We start from the raw sequence: 16,716 nt of genomic DNA, 5'->3' as shown, positions 1-16,716 counted from the left end.
AATGAACAAACGATATATTTATTCAGCATGTTTAGCAGTTGGTTTGTTAATAACAACTAGTTGTGAGAAGTTTTTGGTGCAGGACCACCCTACCAGTGTCTACGATGAGCTGTGGTGGAATACAGCCGCAGATGCGGAGCTGGGGCTCTATCGGTGCTATGTCGGCATTCCGCATGGTCTGTCGGGCCGGCAGATCATGTTTCTGGACGCCCTGAGCGACCAGCTGGTGGCACGGCAGAATACGCGTGGCGAATACGAAGCGTACGTCAGGGGGATACAGGCGTCGAACTGGGACAGAGCCAACCATATTTATATGGACAACTACAAAACCATCCGACGAACAAACCGCCTGCTCGAAAATATCGGTCGTGTGTATATGGAAGAGTGGAAACGGGAACGGTTTATTTTGGAAGCCAGGGCGCTAAGGGCGTATTATCACATGGAACTCCTGATGCTATTTGGGGGTGTGCCGATCGTAACCACCGCGCTCAGTCCGGAGAATAGCTATATGAAGCGGAATACAGAAGAAGAAGTGTATGCGTTTGCCATGTCCGAGCTGAAGGCCTGTGCAGAAAAGCTTCCTACCCGCTACGATTTCGCTGACCGTACACGCATCACATCCGGGATTGCCTACGCACTGATGACAAGGCTCGCTTTATTTTTCCATGATTACGAAGCTGCAAGAGAGGCATCATTAAAGGTGATAGAATTGGGAGAGTATGAGCTGTATCGCGCACCAAATCCAGCCGATAGTTATACGAATCTGTTTCGTTACGCCGGCGAAGAAAACAAAGAACGGATTTTCTTTCGGGATCAGGGAAGTACTGGTGCATTTACGGCTATTGGTATACCGAGCGAGGGAGGGCAAACTGTCCTGTCGCCTACGGCCGCTATCGTCGATACGTATCAGCTCAAGGATGGACGCAATTTAAACGAGCTTTCTGCAGATTCTATTGAACTATTTCGACGCGATCCTAATCACAAGGATATGCGCGACCCTAGACTGAAAGCGTCTGTATTTTTGGTGGGCGACACCTTTATGAGCTCTACCTTAAACCCATTTGATAACTCCGGTGTTAACTCCAATCGTTTGGGGATCCAATATTCCACGTCTACTGGCTACTGGGTAAAAAAATATCTCGATGAGCGGGATAAAGTGAATACAGCCAGCACAAGGATACTGGACTTTATGATTATCCGTTATGCGGAGGTTTTATTAAGCTATGCTGAGGCTCTCGTAGAGCTCGGCGAATGGGATCATCCGGATGTACTCTATTATGTTAATATGGTACGCAATAGAGCGGGGATGCCGAATATCTCCCTAAATAAATACAATTCCCAGGAAAAGATGCGCCAACTTATCCGTCAGGAGCGATCTGTAGAGCTTGCCTTTGAAGGTGTTCACTATTTTGATATCAGAAGATGGGGAACATGGAAAGAAGTAATGAATGGTACGGTGTATGGCGCCGTCGATCCAGAAACCGGAAGGAGGATCGAAGTGGAGACTCGTACGACGAATGGCGAGCGCTCCTTTTGGTGGCCGATACCGGAAGTGGAAATGTTGTCGAACCCGAATATGGAACAAAATCCTGGTTACTAATTATTGAAAATTATATTTAAAAGATACCTATCATGAAAACTTCACTAAGTTTCTTGTTTATTTGCCTGATGGTCTTTTCTTCTTGCAGTAAAGCGCCTTGGGAAAGTTATGTTGCGCCGGTGGATCCAAATCCACCGACACCGGGTGCAACTAATCCTGATGATGATAAAGAAGAAGAAGAGAAAGATCCTAACAATATCAAAATTATTTCCATTGGTATAAACAATGCAAATGCCGACTACTCGGCCATCACCCAACTGATTAACAGTGAGCAGGCTGATCTCGTGGTACTGAGAGAAGTGGATAAAAATAATACGCGTACGGGCATCAACATCAATCAGGCGGAAGTTATCGCAACCGATGTAGGTATGCAGTATGTATTTGCGCCGCAGCTTGACAGCTACCGGGAAGGACAGTTCGGCCTAGCGGTGTTGTCTAAGTTGCCGATAGCGGAGTCGTCCGTCATGAAATTGCCCGTAGATCCCGCTGTAAACGGGGATGAACGTCCGTTGGCATACCTGAAAGTCAGTTTCAGCAGAGACATTGATATAGCCTTTATTGGCGTACACTTAGACGATGGGAGCAATGCGAATAGAAGAAATCATAACCGTCCTTTACAGGCAGAAACCATCGTAAATTTCATTAAAGACATGGATATTCCTGTTTTTGTAGCTGGCAATTTCTTTTTTCAGAATGAAGGATCGGATATGCTGCCTTCTGTATTGACAGATGAAATGACGCCGGGTTGCCGCCCTTGTGAAGCGACGGTAAATCAGCACGGAGCAGACTTTGTTGCGGATCATATCTTGTATAAGAATATTGATGCACAAAGATTAGTCGATTATCGATTGGGTCCCTCTATCAGTAGCCGGCGACCGGCAATCGCGGAGTTCAGGATTATTACAGATTGATCTAATATACGTTTGTTATGAGATACGCTATCCTCTATTGGTTCGTTCTTTTGGTGGGCATTGTCTCCTGCCAAAAGGGCGAACCAGCGACCCTTGAGAATAAAGATGACGATTCGGAACCAGGCGAGCCAGCGTTTATTGTGGCAAGTTATAACATCCTGCACGATACGGAGGCCATACCGGCAAATTATCAGTGGGCTCGACGCAAGGATTTACTGATCAAGCAGATTATCGAACACGATATTGATATCCTGTGTCTTCAAGAGGATCAAGCAAACCAAGCGGCGGATATTCAAAGAGCAACCGGGCTGCAGATGGTAGGGACATCCAAAAGGATACTCTACGATGGACAGCGATTTGCTGTGCGCAGCGAAGGACGCTTCTATTTGTCTGAAACACCGGAGAAAAGTTCATATGGTTGGGACGCGGCCGTAATTAGACTATGTAACTGGGCACTCTTTAATGACCGGAATACCGGGCGTAACTTTTTTGTATTTAACGCGCATTTCGATCATATAGGTGTGGAGGCACGGGAGAAATCTGCGCTGCTCATGAAAGAGCGTATAGAATTTATGGCGAAAGGACAGCCCGTGATCATGGCCGGCGACATGAATGCCCGGCCGGGGGAAAGGCCTATCATTACCTTGACAAGCTTCCTCAACGATAGCCGAGCCATCAGTGAAACTGCTCCCAAAGGACCGATCGGTACATATAACGGAATGAATAACGATCGCGCCTATGAAGGTCGTATTGATTATGTTTTTACAAGTAGCCACTTTCGGGTAAACGAATACGCGGTACTACAGGATGAAACTGATGGAATATTTCCTTCTGATCATTTTCCGGTTATCACGAAGATCGAGTTCAAATAATTAAAAATTAACTTTCGGGAGCCGAACAAAATCCTTGGTCCACGTATGTCGGATCAAGGATTTATTTTTTTTAACCAGAGCAACTGATTAGATGTTGTTTTGAAGGGCTTAGCCCGTGATTCTGTAGTTGATATTTTAGCTTATTGAAACGGTGAACAGGTGGCGCCTCAACTGGTGCGGAGATCGCTGGAACGCGAATATTGGTGAATTAAGTTAATTTCGTTAAGTTGGTCCCGCAACCGATACACAGGAGATAGCAAATGACGGCAGCTACGCAAAAATTAATGGAGCACATTTCCCGACATATCCGGCTTACCGAGGAAGATGTCGTCCTTTTCGATACATTCTGGACGACAAAGACGCTGCGCAAAGGCGAGTATCTACTGAGAAATGGGGAAGTATGCCGTACGGACAACTACGTCATCTCGGGTACTTTAAAGGCGTTCTATATAAATGCGGATAGCGGCGATGAGGAGATTCTTTATTTTGCGATAGACGACTGGTGGGCAACCGATATTGATAGTTTCCGTAAGCAGAAACCGTCCATATATAATATTCAGGCCTTGGAACGAACCGAGCTTTTGCAGATCAACTTTCACGCCTTCCAACGGATGCTCGAGCAAATGCCAAAGCTTGAAAGGTATTTCCGTATTATTCTGGAAGGCTATCTTGGTACTTTACAAAGGAGATTGGTATTCAACAATGTGTACGATGCGGAATACCGATACCTCGATTTTGTACGGACCTATCCGGAAATGGCGGCTAAAATTCCCCAGTACCTTATTGCTTCCTATTTGGGAATCTCCGCTGAGTTTCTGAGCAGAATTCGCCGGAAAAACAACCTCCATTGAACTAGATCAATATTTTTCATTTTTATACGACGGAGCTTTGCTTTAATCAAAATTTAAAGCAGATGAAAAAGGTATTGGTAATTAATGCAAGTGTGCGAAGCGGACGGTCGTATAGTAGAAAACTTACGGAACTATTTGTTGCCAACTGGTCAGGCAGACACCCGACAGACCAGTTTACGTTCAGGGAAGTGGGCTTAAATATTATCCCGCCCATCAATGAAACGTGGATTGGAGGTGCTTTTATAAAATCGGAGGACAGAAACGAAGAACAACAGGCAGCGCTGCACTTCAGCAACGGGTTAATAAAAGAGCTGAAGGAGCACGATATCTATGTCATCGGCACGCCCATGTATAACTGGTCTATACCAAGTGGTTTAAAGGCTTATATAGATCAGGTGATGCGTATCAATGAGACATGGAAATTCCGGTCCGGAAAGCCGGATGGCGACTATGTTGGTTTACTTGAAAACAAGAAATTATTCATCCTTTCAAGCAGGGGCGACTCCGGTTACGGGGAAAATGAGAAAAATGCCCACATGAACTTTCAGACAACCTATCTCCGTTTTATTTTCGGCATCATGGGGGTAAGCGATGTCACGACCATTTCTTTGGACAATGAGGAATTTGGCGGCGAAATATTTGAAAGGTCCAAACACGAAATTTTTCAGGCAATAAACTCCATCGGCGGGTAAGAAAGCTGGTACGGTAGCGGAAGAGCTCCAAATTGCCTTTGACTTTTTCACTCATCAGTAAAATGTTGTTTGAATTCCAAAAGGCGTTCGTTTCGTCTTATTCTTCGATGGCCCGGACGTCACACGCCTATTCCGCGAATTCGATCTTGGATATTAAATAAGATTTGCATAAGTTGTTAGAGCGGTGCGGGCACGTAGCGCTGACGGATTTCCACTTCACGTCAACTTCCAGGCCATGGTTGGCGCCCACCGGGCCGGTGTCTTTTGAGCAGGAAGAAAAAACAGGTAACGCGAGCAGTAAATAGATGTGCTTCATGGCTTATAAGTAAGTTTACTCTATAACGGTATGGTTAAGTTGAACGCTACAGGTAGCGATGAGCTGCTAACAGTGCTGTGTCTGAAGTGTTATCCATAGCCTGCCACATCTCTGGCTCTTTTTGCTATTGCTTTAGCTTGCCTTTTCGAAACGCGCTTGGGGTAGTACCAAATTGTCTTTTAAACGCCGCTGCGAAATATGCACCCGACGAGAAGCCGACCTGCTGTGCGACCTCGTTAATGTCAAGTCCGTCTAACAGAAGATGCTTGGACTTGGTTAGGCGGCGTTGTAGAAGATACTCGTTGACGCTGTTATTTAGAAGATTCTTGGTTCTGCGATACAACTGTACACGAGACATATTCATTGCGCGCGCAATATCTTCTACGCCGAACGATTTGTTGCCCAGATGCTCTTCGATAATTGTATCCAAATTCTGCATAAATCTCCTGTCCTGTGCAGTTCGCTGTGTTGTGTTTAATGCCGTGTCGTCCGGTTCAAGAATGCTCGTATAGTGATCTCTCAATCGCCTTCGGGATGTAATGAGATTAGTTATTACGGCTTTCAGGTGATCGACGCCAAAGGGCTTGGTGAGATAAGCATCAGCCATCAGACGCATTCCCTCAATTTTGGTCTCTTCTGTGTCCAACGCACTCAGCAGTAATACCGGTATTTTGTCATACTGTGGGCTGTTCTTGACCATTTTTAATAAATCCAGACCGCTCCCGTCGGGCAACATAATGTCGCTCACGACTAGATCCGGATAGCTTTTTTCGATTTTTGAGAAAGCGTCTGCGTAGCTTTTCGCAAATGTCAAGTTGTACTCGTGTTCTAGGATGTCCTTTAGAAAAAGTTGAAGGTCCGTATGATCGTCAACAATCAGAATATTCGGAGCTTTGCTAGAATAAAAGGAGGGTTTTTCCTCCGTTAACGTATCTATGGTGAGAATGCGTTCTTCACGTTCCGTTTGGCGTGCCTTGTTCAACGATCCTGCCTTTTCGTCTGCTGTTAAATGTGAATGTCCCGTTGGCAGACGTAAGGTAAAAGAAGAGCCGGCTCCTTTCTTGCTACTGACTGTCACCTGCCCATGATGAAGCTCTACAATCTCCTTTACATAAGCTAGGCCAATTCCTGAACCAGAAAGCTGCTGCTCACCTTGATAGAAGTTGTCGAATATATAATCGATATCTGTGGAAGCTATACCGCTTCCGTTATCGACAACTCGAATAAGTAGATAGTCGCCGAAGGTATTTTCTTCTACAATCACGCTTATTTTTCCTCCAGGCGCCGTAAATTTAAAAGCATTTGACAAGAGATTCGAAAGCGCCTGTTCCATCAAATATTCGTCTATCCATAATTCTTTAAGGGGCGTTTTGCTGATGTAACTTAGCGAGATACGTTTCTTTTGTGACAGAGGCTTAAAACTGCTCAACAGCTGCTGTACAAATATATCGATTTGGACGGATGTAGCCTGTAGCTGTCTTTGTTCTTTATCTATACGGTGAATATCGATTAGATCCGTAACAAGCTGCTGAAGCTTTTTCGCATTCCGTTTGATGCGCGCCAAGTGGTCCAGCCCTTCGGCCGAGAGCTTTTTTTCCTTTTCTAATTCCTCCATAGGAGCGAGAATGAGTGTAAGTGGCGCTTTAAATTCATGAGACACGTTTGTAAAGAATCTACTTTTCGCTTCCGAAGCTGCTTGTATTTGATGATTCATCTCAACAATCTGCTGCTGCTGCGAAAGTATCTCTTCATTCTGCTTTTCGAGGTGCTTATTTTTCTCCCAATTGCTTTTGATGACGATAACTGATATGCCGCCGAACACCACCGCCAGGACCAAGCTTGTTATTAAGACGTTTAACGTCGTTTGTTGGTCACGGTATATTTTATTTTGTTCGACAATAAGCTTTTGCCGCTTGTCTATATCTTCCTGTTGTTCCTGTATTTTGTTGGATTGCAACATCATGAGTCCGGCGTTATCTTGATTGATGACGATTGTTCCCAGAATATTATCCCGTTTATAAGGTTTACGTTGTAAAATAGCCATTGCGGTGCGAATAGCCTCCGTGCCGCCGGTGGGATAGAGCATGGAGGCGAATAGTGTTCCGTTGACAATTTCAGACAATCCATTGCCCTCGCCGGGAAGTGCATCGATACCGATAACCTTCTTATGGCTTTCCCCCGCTTCTTGGAGTGCTTGGATGACACCAAAAGCCATCTGGTCATTAAACGCCAGAATGATGTCTTGCTCAAGAAGCTGTTCAATATGCTGTTTAGCTTGTGCATAGGCAGTGTTCCTTTCCCAGTCGCTTTGTATTTCAACCCCCAAATGAACCGTACCTGCACTATCTAACGCATCGAGTAATCCTTTCTTCCGTTCGATAGATGCCGATGTGCCTTTCAGACCGGTGACGATACCTATTTGTCCCTGTCCGTTGAGTGCGTGCACAATAAACTGTCCAGCTAGTTTACCAATCGCAAGGTTGTCCGCCCCAACATAAGCGTTATATAAACCTGAAGAAGTTTTGCGGTCGGTCACAATGACCGGAATATTTTTGTGAAAAACGGAATCGACAATAGGCGTCAAAGGTTCGGCTTCATTGGGCGAAACAATGAGCAGATCGATGTTTTGTTCAAGTAGCTCTTTGATTTGCTGTATCTGCTTTTGGTTATCTCCTCCGGCATCGCGGTAGACAAATTCGATGTCTGGATAAAAAGACAGTTCCCTTCTCATTTCATCCAACATGGTTTCCCGCCAAGCGTCATCACCGATACACTGTGAAAAAGCGATGGTAAACTGCGTATTATTTCCAGTCGGTTGGCAAGAATGGCAGCATAAAAGCATCATGAAAGCAAAAAAAACGTAAAACTTTGACATCCTCGTGTTTTTGAATTTTAATGACAATATACATGAAATTGTTTTTTCTTAACAAAAGAATACAGCTTAGTGTCTATAATACACTTTTTGCTAATGATCCGGATAGGTAACATAATCTAAAGAAATGATACAAAATTCATATATCTAAATATCTGGATTCTTGTAAATGTATTGATACACAGTGTTTTGTGTAATGTTTGTGATGGTTACAAATTTGATATAATAAAATCGCCCATTATTTACGCATAGATAAAGTCCATGTTAATTTTGGATTAATCAGTTGTAAATAAAGTAACATGAACAAAAACACAGTTTTGGCCTGGTCATTCGTCGTGGCGTTGGGCGGATTTTTATTTGGCTTTGATACGGCCGTTATCTCGGGTGCAGAAAAAGCCGTTCAGCTATTCTGGTCGCTCAGCGAATTTCAACACGGGCTGACTATGGCGATAGCGTTAATCGGTACGGTTGCCGGTGCAGCAATGGGCGCTTATCCTTCCGATAAATTGGGTCGTAAAACCACCTTGTTCTTGGTAGCAGCGCTTTATTTTTTCTCAGCGATTGGGACCGCATTAGCACAAGATTGGCACACTTTTATCCTGTTTCGTTTTTTAGGCGGTATTGGGGTAGGCGTATCGTCCGTAACTGCTCCTATATACATATCAGAGATTTCTCCAGCCAAATCGCGAGGGAAGTTGGTAGGACTATTTCAGTTCAACGTGGTGTTAGGAATATTGATAGCATATCTGTCCAACTATTTTATAGGGCAAGGAGGGGAAGAGTCGTGGCGCTGGATGCTTGGTGTACAAGCCTTTCCCTCCCTTATTTTCTTTATCTTGATCTTTTTTGTGCCGGAAAGTCCACGTTGGCTTTTATTACATCGCGGGAAAAAAGAAGAAGCTATGCTTATTATGAAGACGGTCAGCGGAGAGCAGGCAGACAACGATATCGAATTAATATTGAAAAGTCAGCAAGAGAGCCAAAGTAAAGGAGAAGCCCGTTTGTTTTCGAAAGCTAATCGTTTTCCGGTAATATTAGCGATTCTATTCGCCGTATTCAATCAGGTATCGGGCATCAATGCGATTATTTATTATGCGCCTCGTGTATTTGAGATGGCGGGATTAGGGACACAGAGCTCGTTGTTATCTACGGTCGGTATAGGCTTGGTTAACTTTATCTTTACGTTGATTGCCATCAACTTTATCGATAAGGTCGGTCGGCGTAAACTGATGTTTATTGGTTCCATCGGAATGATCGCGTCGCTATCGCTGGTATCGTATGCCTTTTTTTCCGGTCACACAGAAGGTATCGCAGTGACCCTTTATCTCCTATTTTTTATTGCCTTTTTCGCCTTCTCACAAGGAGCAGTTATTTGGGTGTTTATCTCGGAGATTTTTCCGAATGAAGTTCGAGCAAAGGGGCAAACTCTTGGCAGTTTAACCCACTGGGTAATGGCAGCGATCATTACTTTTTGTTTTCCTGCACTTACCGAATTATTAGGAGGGGGATATACATTCTTGATCTTCGCAGGATGTATGCTACTACAGTTGCTGTATGTGTGGAAATTGATGCCGGAAACCAAAGGGAAGTCGCTCGAGGATATGGGGGATGCGAGACCTTTACACTAATTGAAAAAAACATGAAGAGAGAAATATCAAATAGCAAAGGTGTGTGTTTCGGTGAAATACTTTGGGATAACCTGCCTACCGGACGGAAATTAGGTGGAGCGCCGCTTAATGTAGCATATCATTTAAACAAGTTGGGTATCCATACTGACATGCTTACACGTGTAGGTCGGGATGCTGACGGAGAAGATATTATAAGGCTATGTGCGGAATTGGCTATTCCTTTAACGCTTTTCCAAAAAGATAGCAAATATCCAACATCTACAGTAGAAGTTGATATCGACGAAAACAAAGATGTACGTTACGAAATTGTGTTCCCTGTTGCGTGGGATTATATTGCGTTAGGAGAAAAAGAAATAGAAACTGTGAATAAAGCCGATTTTTTTGTATTCGGTAGTTTGTCCACGCGTCATCATGCCAGTTATCAAACGCTTCAAATGCTAATAAAAGTGGCGAATTATAAAGTATTCGATCTTAATCTGCGTGCTCCTCATTATACGAAAGAGCGCATCTTTGAGTTGCTCGGATATGCTGATTTGGTGAAGATGAATGAAGAGGAACTGGGTTTTGTAGCTGCTTGGATGGGATTATCGGATGCGGACACTGATACTGCAAAAGCCGAAGCCGTCATGACTACCTTTAATATTAATGAACTTATCATAACCTATGGGGCGAAAGGTGCTATCTATCATTCTTGGTTAGGAAAATTCTCTTACCATTTCCCCGCCTTGAAGGTGGAGGTGAAAGATACTATTGGCAGCGGAGACTCTTTTCTGGCCGCTTTTCTATCGCAGCGCTGCCGTCAGGACCATCAGAAAACACCTGAGGAAATGTTGGAATTTGCCACAACGCTAAGCGCCTTTGTTACGCAAAGCACGGGGGCATGTCCGAGTTACGACGAGGTTACGATCAATAGGTTTGTATGGTTAAATTCTTTAGACAATACCAAATATTAATAAACTTAAATTTTTTATTCATTAACAAGCAACCAATTATATGTTTACAAAAAAGAGAGCAATCCTGCTTTTGTATGTAGTTCTTTTTTCGGTTACCGGGTTTGCACAGCAGGTAACGCTTCAAGGGAGGGTAACAGACAGCAGTACAGACGTGCCCATAGTGGGCGCATCTTTAGTGGTCAGGGAAACGCAGCAGACCACACAGACGAATGAAAAAGGAGAATTTACGTTGTCGCTACCAAACGGTAATGTTTCTCTCGAGATATCCTATGTAGGATACGAACCGCAAACCGTAGCCACAGGAACCGCAAGATTTCTGGTAATTCGTCTGACCAGTATTGAACAGGCGCTGGAGGAAGTGATAGTTACGGGCTACCAAACCGAGCGCAAGAAGGATTTGACCGGCGCGGTTTCCGTCGTAAATGTGACGGAAATGATGAAAGCGCCCGAAAACAATCCAATTAAAGCTTTACAAGGACGTGTTCCGGGCATGACCGTAACGGCAGATGGTAACCCCAGCGGCGCGGCTACGGTACGGATGCGTGGGATCAGCTCCTTAAATAGCAGCCAAGACCCATTATACGTTATTGATGGTGTGCCTACTCAGGGAGGAATGCATGAGTTGAATTCGAACGATATCGAGAGTATACAGGTATTGAAGGATGCCTCTTCTGCAAGCATTTATGGTTCACGGGCAGCAAACGGTGTTATTGTTATCACGACCAAGCGAGGAAAATCAGGCGATCCGAAGCTCACTTTTGATGCCTATGCGACAAGCACCTTTTTTAACAACCGGATGGAAGTGCTCAATGCACAGGAATACGGACAAGCGATGTGGCAGGCCATGATGAATAGCGGAGCCAATCCGAATAGCAATAATATCGGTTATCAGTTTGATTGGAGTAACAATGCCGACGGTCAGCCGCAGCTGGATCATATTTATGTATCTCAATTTCTGGACAGCAGACAGACGATGCGCGCCTCGGATACGGATTGGTTTGATGAGGTGTCTAAACCGGGGTTGATTCAATCGTATAATGCTTCATTTAGTTCAGCAACCGACAAAAGCAGTTCATTTTTCTCGTTGGGGTATTTTCATAATAACGGAACGCTGAAGCATACGAATTTTAAACGTATATCGGCTCGTTTGAATACCGACTATAAGTTTTTTGATGGGAAACTGGTTGTAGGAGAAAACTTCACGGTGAATAATACGGGAGAAGTTCAGGCGCCGGGGGACGTACTGGATCTTTCATTAAAAGCGTTGCCCGTTATTCCGGTGCATACCGTGGATGGTATCGGTTGGGGAGGCCCTTCTCAAGGGATGAATGACCGACATAATCCTATGCGATTGCTTTACGACAATCGGAATAATGCCTACAATTATTGGCGGCTTTTCGGAAATGTCTATGCAAATTTAGAGATTATCAAGGACTTGCATGTAAGAACCAGTTATGGTGTTGACTATGGCAATTTTTATAAACGTCACATGGAAGTTTCCTATCAATCCGGTTTTTTGAACAATAATAGAACGGGCGTCAACATGGAACAAAGCCATGGGATGAAATGGACTTGGTCAAATACCGCGAATTATAGAAAAACAATAGAGAAGCATGTTTTCGATATATTAGGTGGTATGGAGATGAATAGGCAACGGGACCTATCCTTTAATGCATATACCGCCGGAGAAGGCGCTTTCGTTATTGAAACACCGGAATATATGTGGCCAGGCGTCAGTACCGGAACAGCTGCAGTAGGTGGCGGTTCGACAGGTTTTTCTTTGCTTTCTTATTTCGGAAAAGTAAACTACGTATTTGATGATCGTTACCTAGCTTCTTTTACTGTTAGACACGACGGGTCTTCACGCTTCGGAAAAAACAATCGTTTTGCAACCTTTCCTGCGGTAACAGCAGGTTGGCGTATTTCAGAAGAGCGTTTTATGGAAAGCACTAAAAGCTTTATTTCTGACGTAAAGCTACGGGTAGGTTGGGGTCAGACCGGAAATCAAGGTATCGATAACTTAGCGACCTATGCACTCTTTGTACCGGAATATGGTGTCGCCGACCCGACCTGGGATATCGTAAATGGAACAGCTTATGACTTGGCAGGAAACGGATCGGGGATTTTACCATCGGGATATCGCAAGATCCAGACCCAAAACGATGATTTGAAATGGGAGACAACAACACAAACCAATATCGGTCTCGATTTTTCACTTTTCGGACAGAACTTGTTCGGCTCGGTTGATTGGTACGTGAAAGCCACCAAGGATATGTTGATTAATCCTGCTTACATCGGTGTGGTGGGTGAAGGCGGCTATCGTTGGGCAAATGGTGCTTCCATGGAGAACAAAGGTATTGATGTGACCACTGGTTATCGTAACAAGACGGCTTTTGGCCTGGACTATGAATTAACGGGGGTTATTTCTGCTTATAAAAATAAGATAACGCATTTGCCGGAAGCGGTGGAAAACTCATATGGTGGCCGTCAAGGCGATAACATTATTGGCCGTCCATTGGGATCGTTCTACGGATTCGTAACAGATGGTATTTTTCAAAACCAAGATGAAGTGAATGCACATGTTAACCAGACAGGTAAAGGTATCGGACGTTTACGTTATGTGAATGTTTATGATGCCGACAACGAAATTACCGATCTTGACCGGACCTGGATTGGCAATCCACACCCTGATTTTTCGTACAGCTTGAATGCAACACTCAAATATAAAGGATTTGATCTCTCCGCTTATTTTCAAGGCGTACAAGGTATTGATGTCGAAAACTGGTTAAAAAAGCAGACGGATTTCTGGAGTGTAGACGATGTAAATTCAAATAAAGGAAGACGCTTGTTGAATGCTTGGACACCGCAAAACAGCGGTTCCGATATTCCGGCGTTACAAACAACCAATAACAATGACGAAGGCCGTCTTTCTACCTATTATATAGAAAATGGTTCATATTTAAAATTACGCAATTTGTCGCTTGGGTATACGCTTCCTACAGATATGGTTTCGCAATTGCGCATGAGCCGTCTGCGTTTCTATGTGACCGGACAAAATCTATTCACGGTAAAGTCAAAGGCATTTACAGGGGTAGACCCTGAAAATGTGGGATGGGGTTACCCTATTCCAACAACCTGGACGGCAGGATTGAATGTCATATTTTAATCATTAGAAGACAAACGTTAATCATTATTACACCATGAAAAGAGCATTTAATAAAATAGTTACGATGGTTTTTGCCACTGGTTTGTTAGCCGGTTGCGCCGATTTCCTGGACGAAACACCCAATGGGGTGCTGAGTTCAGATCAGGTAAATGACGTGGATAGGCTACTTACTGCAACCTACTCGGCTTTGGGAAACGATCACTACGATGTACCTTTTAGCTTATGGCCTTATGGTACGGTTCGCTCGGATGACGCCTATAAAGGTGGCTCTGGTCCGCAGGATATACAGGTTTTTCATTTCTTGGAAGTATCCAATAATATCATGACCAATTTTGGTGAGGTAGACCGTCTATGGTTTCAATGTTACCTTTCCATCTCCCGTGCGAATACGACAATCCGTACGATACACGAAGCTGGTGACTTTGAGGGTAAAGAAGTAAAACTAGCAGAAGCTCGTTTTTTGCGGGGACATTTTTACTTTATGCTTAAAATCCTGTTCAAATATGTACCCTATATAGACGAAAATACACCGATCGACAGTTATGAGACCGTGTCCAATCGGGAACTGTCGAACGATGAGCTTTGGCAGAAAATCGTTGATGACTTTCAATATGCTGTAGATCATTTACCTCCGACACAAACGGAGATCGGGAGGGCTAATCAGACGGCTGCTGCTGCATACCTAGCAAAAGCTTATTTGTATAAAGCATATAGGCAAGGTGATCCGGAGCGAAATACCGTCACAGGAATTGATGCGGCAGACTTGGAAAAAGTGTTGCAAAACACACAGATCGTGTTATCTTCGGACTACAGCCTGGAAGCCGATTTTGCCTTCAATTTTTTACCCGGTAGTTATGAAAATGGTAAAGAAGCTATATTTTCCGTACAATATTCGAAGGACGATGGAACGAAATTCGGACGGGTAAACCTGTCGGATGTCCTTTCGGTACCGATGGGGTTAGGTTGTTGTGATTTTAAAAAACCAAGCCAGAGTTTGGTCAACGCTTTCCGTACAACGGGCAATGGGTTACCGATAGAAAATTACAATACATTGGATAACTACAGTAACACAGAAAAATACGATCCAAGACTTTTCCATACGGTAGCCATCCCGGGTTTACCTTATAAATACAATACAGACCGTTTGTATGAAGAAAGTTGGAATCGTAACCCGGCAGATTATTCTGTATACGCTTCGTTAAAAGAAAATGTAGACCCCGACTGCGATTGTTTTGTACCGATGGTTCCTTTCTATGCCAATACCAAAAATCGGATTCTGATTCGTTTCGCTGATGTCTTATTGATGCGGGCTGAGGCACTTATCGAACTACATCGTCCTCAAGAAGCTTTGCCTTTAATCAATGAGATACGCGCCCGTGCAAAAAGTAGCATGCAGTTCACAGGTTACACCAGCGACAAGACACTTATTGAGACTTATAGAGACGGTGTGAATATTAACTGGAGTGAATCAGTCGCCCGGGAAGCACTACGATGGGAGAGACGGCTGGAATTGGCTATGGAAAACGAACGTTTTTTTGATTTGGTGCGTTGGGGCGTAGCCGAGCAGACTATGAACGCTTATTACAATGCGGAACGGTCGCGACGGTCTTATTATGCTTCCGCACAGTTTGCAGCGAATAAGCACGAGTACCTGCCTATTCCCGAAGCACAGATTAGGTTAAGTAAGTATCTGTACCAACAGAATCCTGGATATTAAAAAGAGGGTTTGGAAAATAAAATCGTATGAACACTTTAAAAATAATCATCAATATAGGACTGGTTCTACTACTCGGCGGGCTTTTTAATGCCTGCAAGCAAGAAGTAGCCGATTCGCTGGATTTGAATGCTGATGTCCATGTGCTGGCGTTTAAAGTAGCCCATGTTAATGGCGTCGTAGATAACGAAACCGGAACAATCACGGTTCTAGTTCCAGCGGGTACCGATTTATCCGCTGTCGCACCTGTTATCGATTTGCCTGCCAATGCAGCAATAAAGCCAGCTTCCGGAGTTGCGCAGAATTTCCAGTTTTCTGCTAGTTCGCCAGTAATATACCGTGTGTATAATGGAAATGTATTCCAGACGTATCGCGTAATAGTTAAGGAAATCAAAGCCGAAATAACAGCTTTTCGTATCGGGAACCGTACCGGTATGATCAACCAAAATGATAACAGTATTGTCATTTATTTACCCGAGGGTACCGATCTGACCCAGCTTAGCCCGATGGTAGAATACACCGACGGGGCAGAAATATCTCCGGCACAAGGAAACTATGTTGATTTCAGTTCGCCGGTAACCTATACGTTGTCGTATATGGGAGAAACGTTCAGCTATACAGCCACGGCAATAATAGGAGATGAGCCGAAGCAGCCGTTGATCATCTTCAACGGTGAAAACATTGCCCCCCAATGGGCGGATTTGGGAACGGCGGTTGAAAACCAAAGTAACAACCCTAAAACCGATGGAATCAATGCTTCACCTTTATGTGTTTCCATGGTGCGAAATGCAGTTACAGGAGAAGGATGGCATGGAGGAGCACTTTGGAACGAGAACAAAGTAAACATCGATCCTGCCGAATACAACCGTTTCTCCATTATGGTGCTTAAACAGGTGGCTGGAGATGTGCAGCTTGAAATACAATCTGATGGCGAAAACAATAAGGATTGGTTAAGAGCATGGTATTCCGAAGATCATCTCGGTGAATGGCAGGAGTTGATATTTGAAATTCCTGCGAATCGCACAGCGATCATTAATAATATCCTGGTGATGCCGCATGAGCACCCTAACGGCTCGCCTCTAGCTTTCGAAACACAGCGGATGTATTGGGACGAATTGAAAGCATTTCCTAAAGAATAACG

General features: G+C 44.1%; 11 protein-coding genes. 10 read left to right on the top strand and 1 reads right to left on the bottom strand.

The genetic code is table 11. The features are described from left to right. Nucleotide 1 precedes the first annotated feature (1 nt). From BC792_RS07375 to BC792_RS07355, 5 genes are all read left to right on the top strand, one after another. The gene (locus tag BC792_RS07375) at nt 2-1,600 is read left to right on the top strand and encodes a RagB/SusD family nutrient uptake outer membrane protein (protein ID WP_148908351.1); all 1,599 of its coding nucleotides are present in this window, start codon (nt 2-4) and stop codon (nt 1,598-1,600) included. Between the two features lie 32 nt (nt 1,601-1,632). Then, nucleotides 1,633-2,511 (top strand): endonuclease/exonuclease/phosphatase family protein, encoded by an 879-nt coding sequence (locus BC792_RS07370; RefSeq protein ID WP_148908350.1) that lies wholly within the window; start codon nt 1,633-1,635, stop codon nt 2,509-2,511. Between the two features lie 17 nt (nt 2,512-2,528). After that, on the top strand, nt 2,529-3,383 hold the full coding sequence (locus tag BC792_RS07365; protein ID WP_148908349.1) for an endonuclease/exonuclease/phosphatase family protein: 855 nt from the start codon (nt 2,529-2,531) through the stop codon (nt 3,381-3,383). Nucleotides 3,384-3,667: 284 nt separating this feature from the next. After that, a complete protein-coding gene (locus BC792_RS07360; protein WP_211357490.1) occupies nt 3,668-4,234 on the top strand; it encodes a Crp/Fnr family transcriptional regulator in 567 nt (188 codons plus the stop codon). A gap of 62 nt (nt 4,235-4,296) precedes the next feature. Further along, the gene (locus BC792_RS07355) at nt 4,297-4,926 is read left to right on the top strand and encodes an FMN-dependent NADH-azoreductase (protein ID WP_148908347.1); all 630 of its coding nucleotides are present in this window, start codon (nt 4,297-4,299) and stop codon (nt 4,924-4,926) included. Nucleotides 4,927-5,366: 440 nt separating this feature from the next. Here BC792_RS07355 and BC792_RS07350 read toward each other — a convergent pair whose 3' ends face one another. Beyond that, nucleotides 5,367-8,117: a substrate-binding domain-containing protein gene (locus BC792_RS07350; RefSeq protein ID WP_148908346.1), complete on the bottom strand. Its 2,751-nt coding sequence runs from the start codon at nt 8,115-8,117 to the stop codon at nt 5,367-5,369. A gap of 296 nt (nt 8,118-8,413) precedes the next feature. Between BC792_RS07350 and BC792_RS07345 the strand changes: the two genes are divergently transcribed. From BC792_RS07345 to BC792_RS07325, 5 genes are read left to right on the top strand one after another with little or no spacing between them, the layout of a single operon-like run. Then, on the top strand, nt 8,414-9,742 hold the full coding sequence (locus tag BC792_RS07345) for a sugar porter family MFS transporter (protein WP_148908345.1): 1,329 nt from the start codon (nt 8,414-8,416) through the stop codon (nt 9,740-9,742). Between the two features lie 11 nt (nt 9,743-9,753). Beyond that, nucleotides 9,754-10,695: a carbohydrate kinase family protein gene (locus tag BC792_RS07340; protein WP_148908344.1), complete on the top strand. Its 942-nt coding sequence runs from the start codon at nt 9,754-9,756 to the stop codon at nt 10,693-10,695. 40 nt (nt 10,696-10,735) lie between these two features. Further along, complete coding sequence (locus BC792_RS07335) at nt 10,736-13,861, top strand: SusC/RagA family TonB-linked outer membrane protein (protein ID WP_148908343.1); 3,126 nt, start codon at nt 10,736-10,738, stop codon at nt 13,859-13,861. 34 nt (nt 13,862-13,895) lie between these two features. Next, nucleotides 13,896-15,578, top strand: a complete 1,683-nt coding sequence (locus BC792_RS07330; RefSeq protein ID WP_246154890.1) for a RagB/SusD family nutrient uptake outer membrane protein — start codon at nt 13,896-13,898, stop codon at nt 15,576-15,578. Between the two features lie 26 nt (nt 15,579-15,604). Continuing rightward, nucleotides 15,605-16,714, top strand: coding sequence for a hypothetical protein (locus BC792_RS07325; RefSeq protein ID WP_148908342.1), 1,110 nt, complete (start codon nt 15,605-15,607; stop codon nt 16,712-16,714). The last annotated feature ends 2 nt before the right edge of the window (nt 16,715-16,716 follow it).

Source organism: Sphingobacterium allocomposti (assembly GCF_008124885.1).
Classification (GTDB): Bacteria; Bacteroidota; Bacteroidia; order Sphingobacteriales; family Sphingobacteriaceae; genus Sphingobacterium; species Sphingobacterium allocomposti.
The sequence above is the reverse complement of the archived record's forward strand: the minus strand, read 5'-3'. Positions and strand labels throughout refer to the sequence as shown.

Bases quoted from the DNA above. Each gene is read 5' to 3' on its own strand.
- BC792_RS07375 (WP_148908351.1), top strand. From the start codon at position 2: ATGAACAAACGATATATTTATTCAGCATGTTTAGCAGTTGGTTTGTTA.
- BC792_RS07370 (WP_148908350.1), top strand. From the start codon at position 1,633: ATGAAAACTTCACTAAGTTTCTTGTTTATTTGCCTGATGGTCTTTTCT.
- BC792_RS07365 (WP_148908349.1), top strand. From the start codon at position 2,529: ATGAGATACGCTATCCTCTATTGGTTCGTTCTTTTGGTGGGCATTGTC.
- BC792_RS07360 (WP_211357490.1), top strand. From the start codon at position 3,668: ATGGAGCACATTTCCCGACATATCCGGCTTACCGAGGAAGATGTCGTC.
- BC792_RS07355 (WP_148908347.1), top strand. From the start codon at position 4,297: ATGAAAAAGGTATTGGTAATTAATGCAAGTGTGCGAAGCGGACGGTCG.
- BC792_RS07350 (WP_148908346.1), bottom strand. From the start codon at position 8,117: ATGTCAAAGTTTTACGTTTTTTTTGCTTTCATGATGCTTTTATGCTGC.
- BC792_RS07345 (WP_148908345.1), top strand. From the start codon at position 8,414: ATGAACAAAAACACAGTTTTGGCCTGGTCATTCGTCGTGGCGTTGGGC.
- BC792_RS07340 (WP_148908344.1), top strand. From the start codon at position 9,754: ATGAAGAGAGAAATATCAAATAGCAAAGGTGTGTGTTTCGGTGAAATA.
- BC792_RS07335 (WP_148908343.1), top strand. From the start codon at position 10,736: ATGTTTACAAAAAAGAGAGCAATCCTGCTTTTGTATGTAGTTCTTTTT.
- BC792_RS07330 (WP_246154890.1), top strand. From the start codon at position 13,896: ATGAAAAGAGCATTTAATAAAATAGTTACGATGGTTTTTGCCACTGGT.
- BC792_RS07325 (WP_148908342.1), top strand. From the start codon at position 15,605: ATGAACACTTTAAAAATAATCATCAATATAGGACTGGTTCTACTACTC.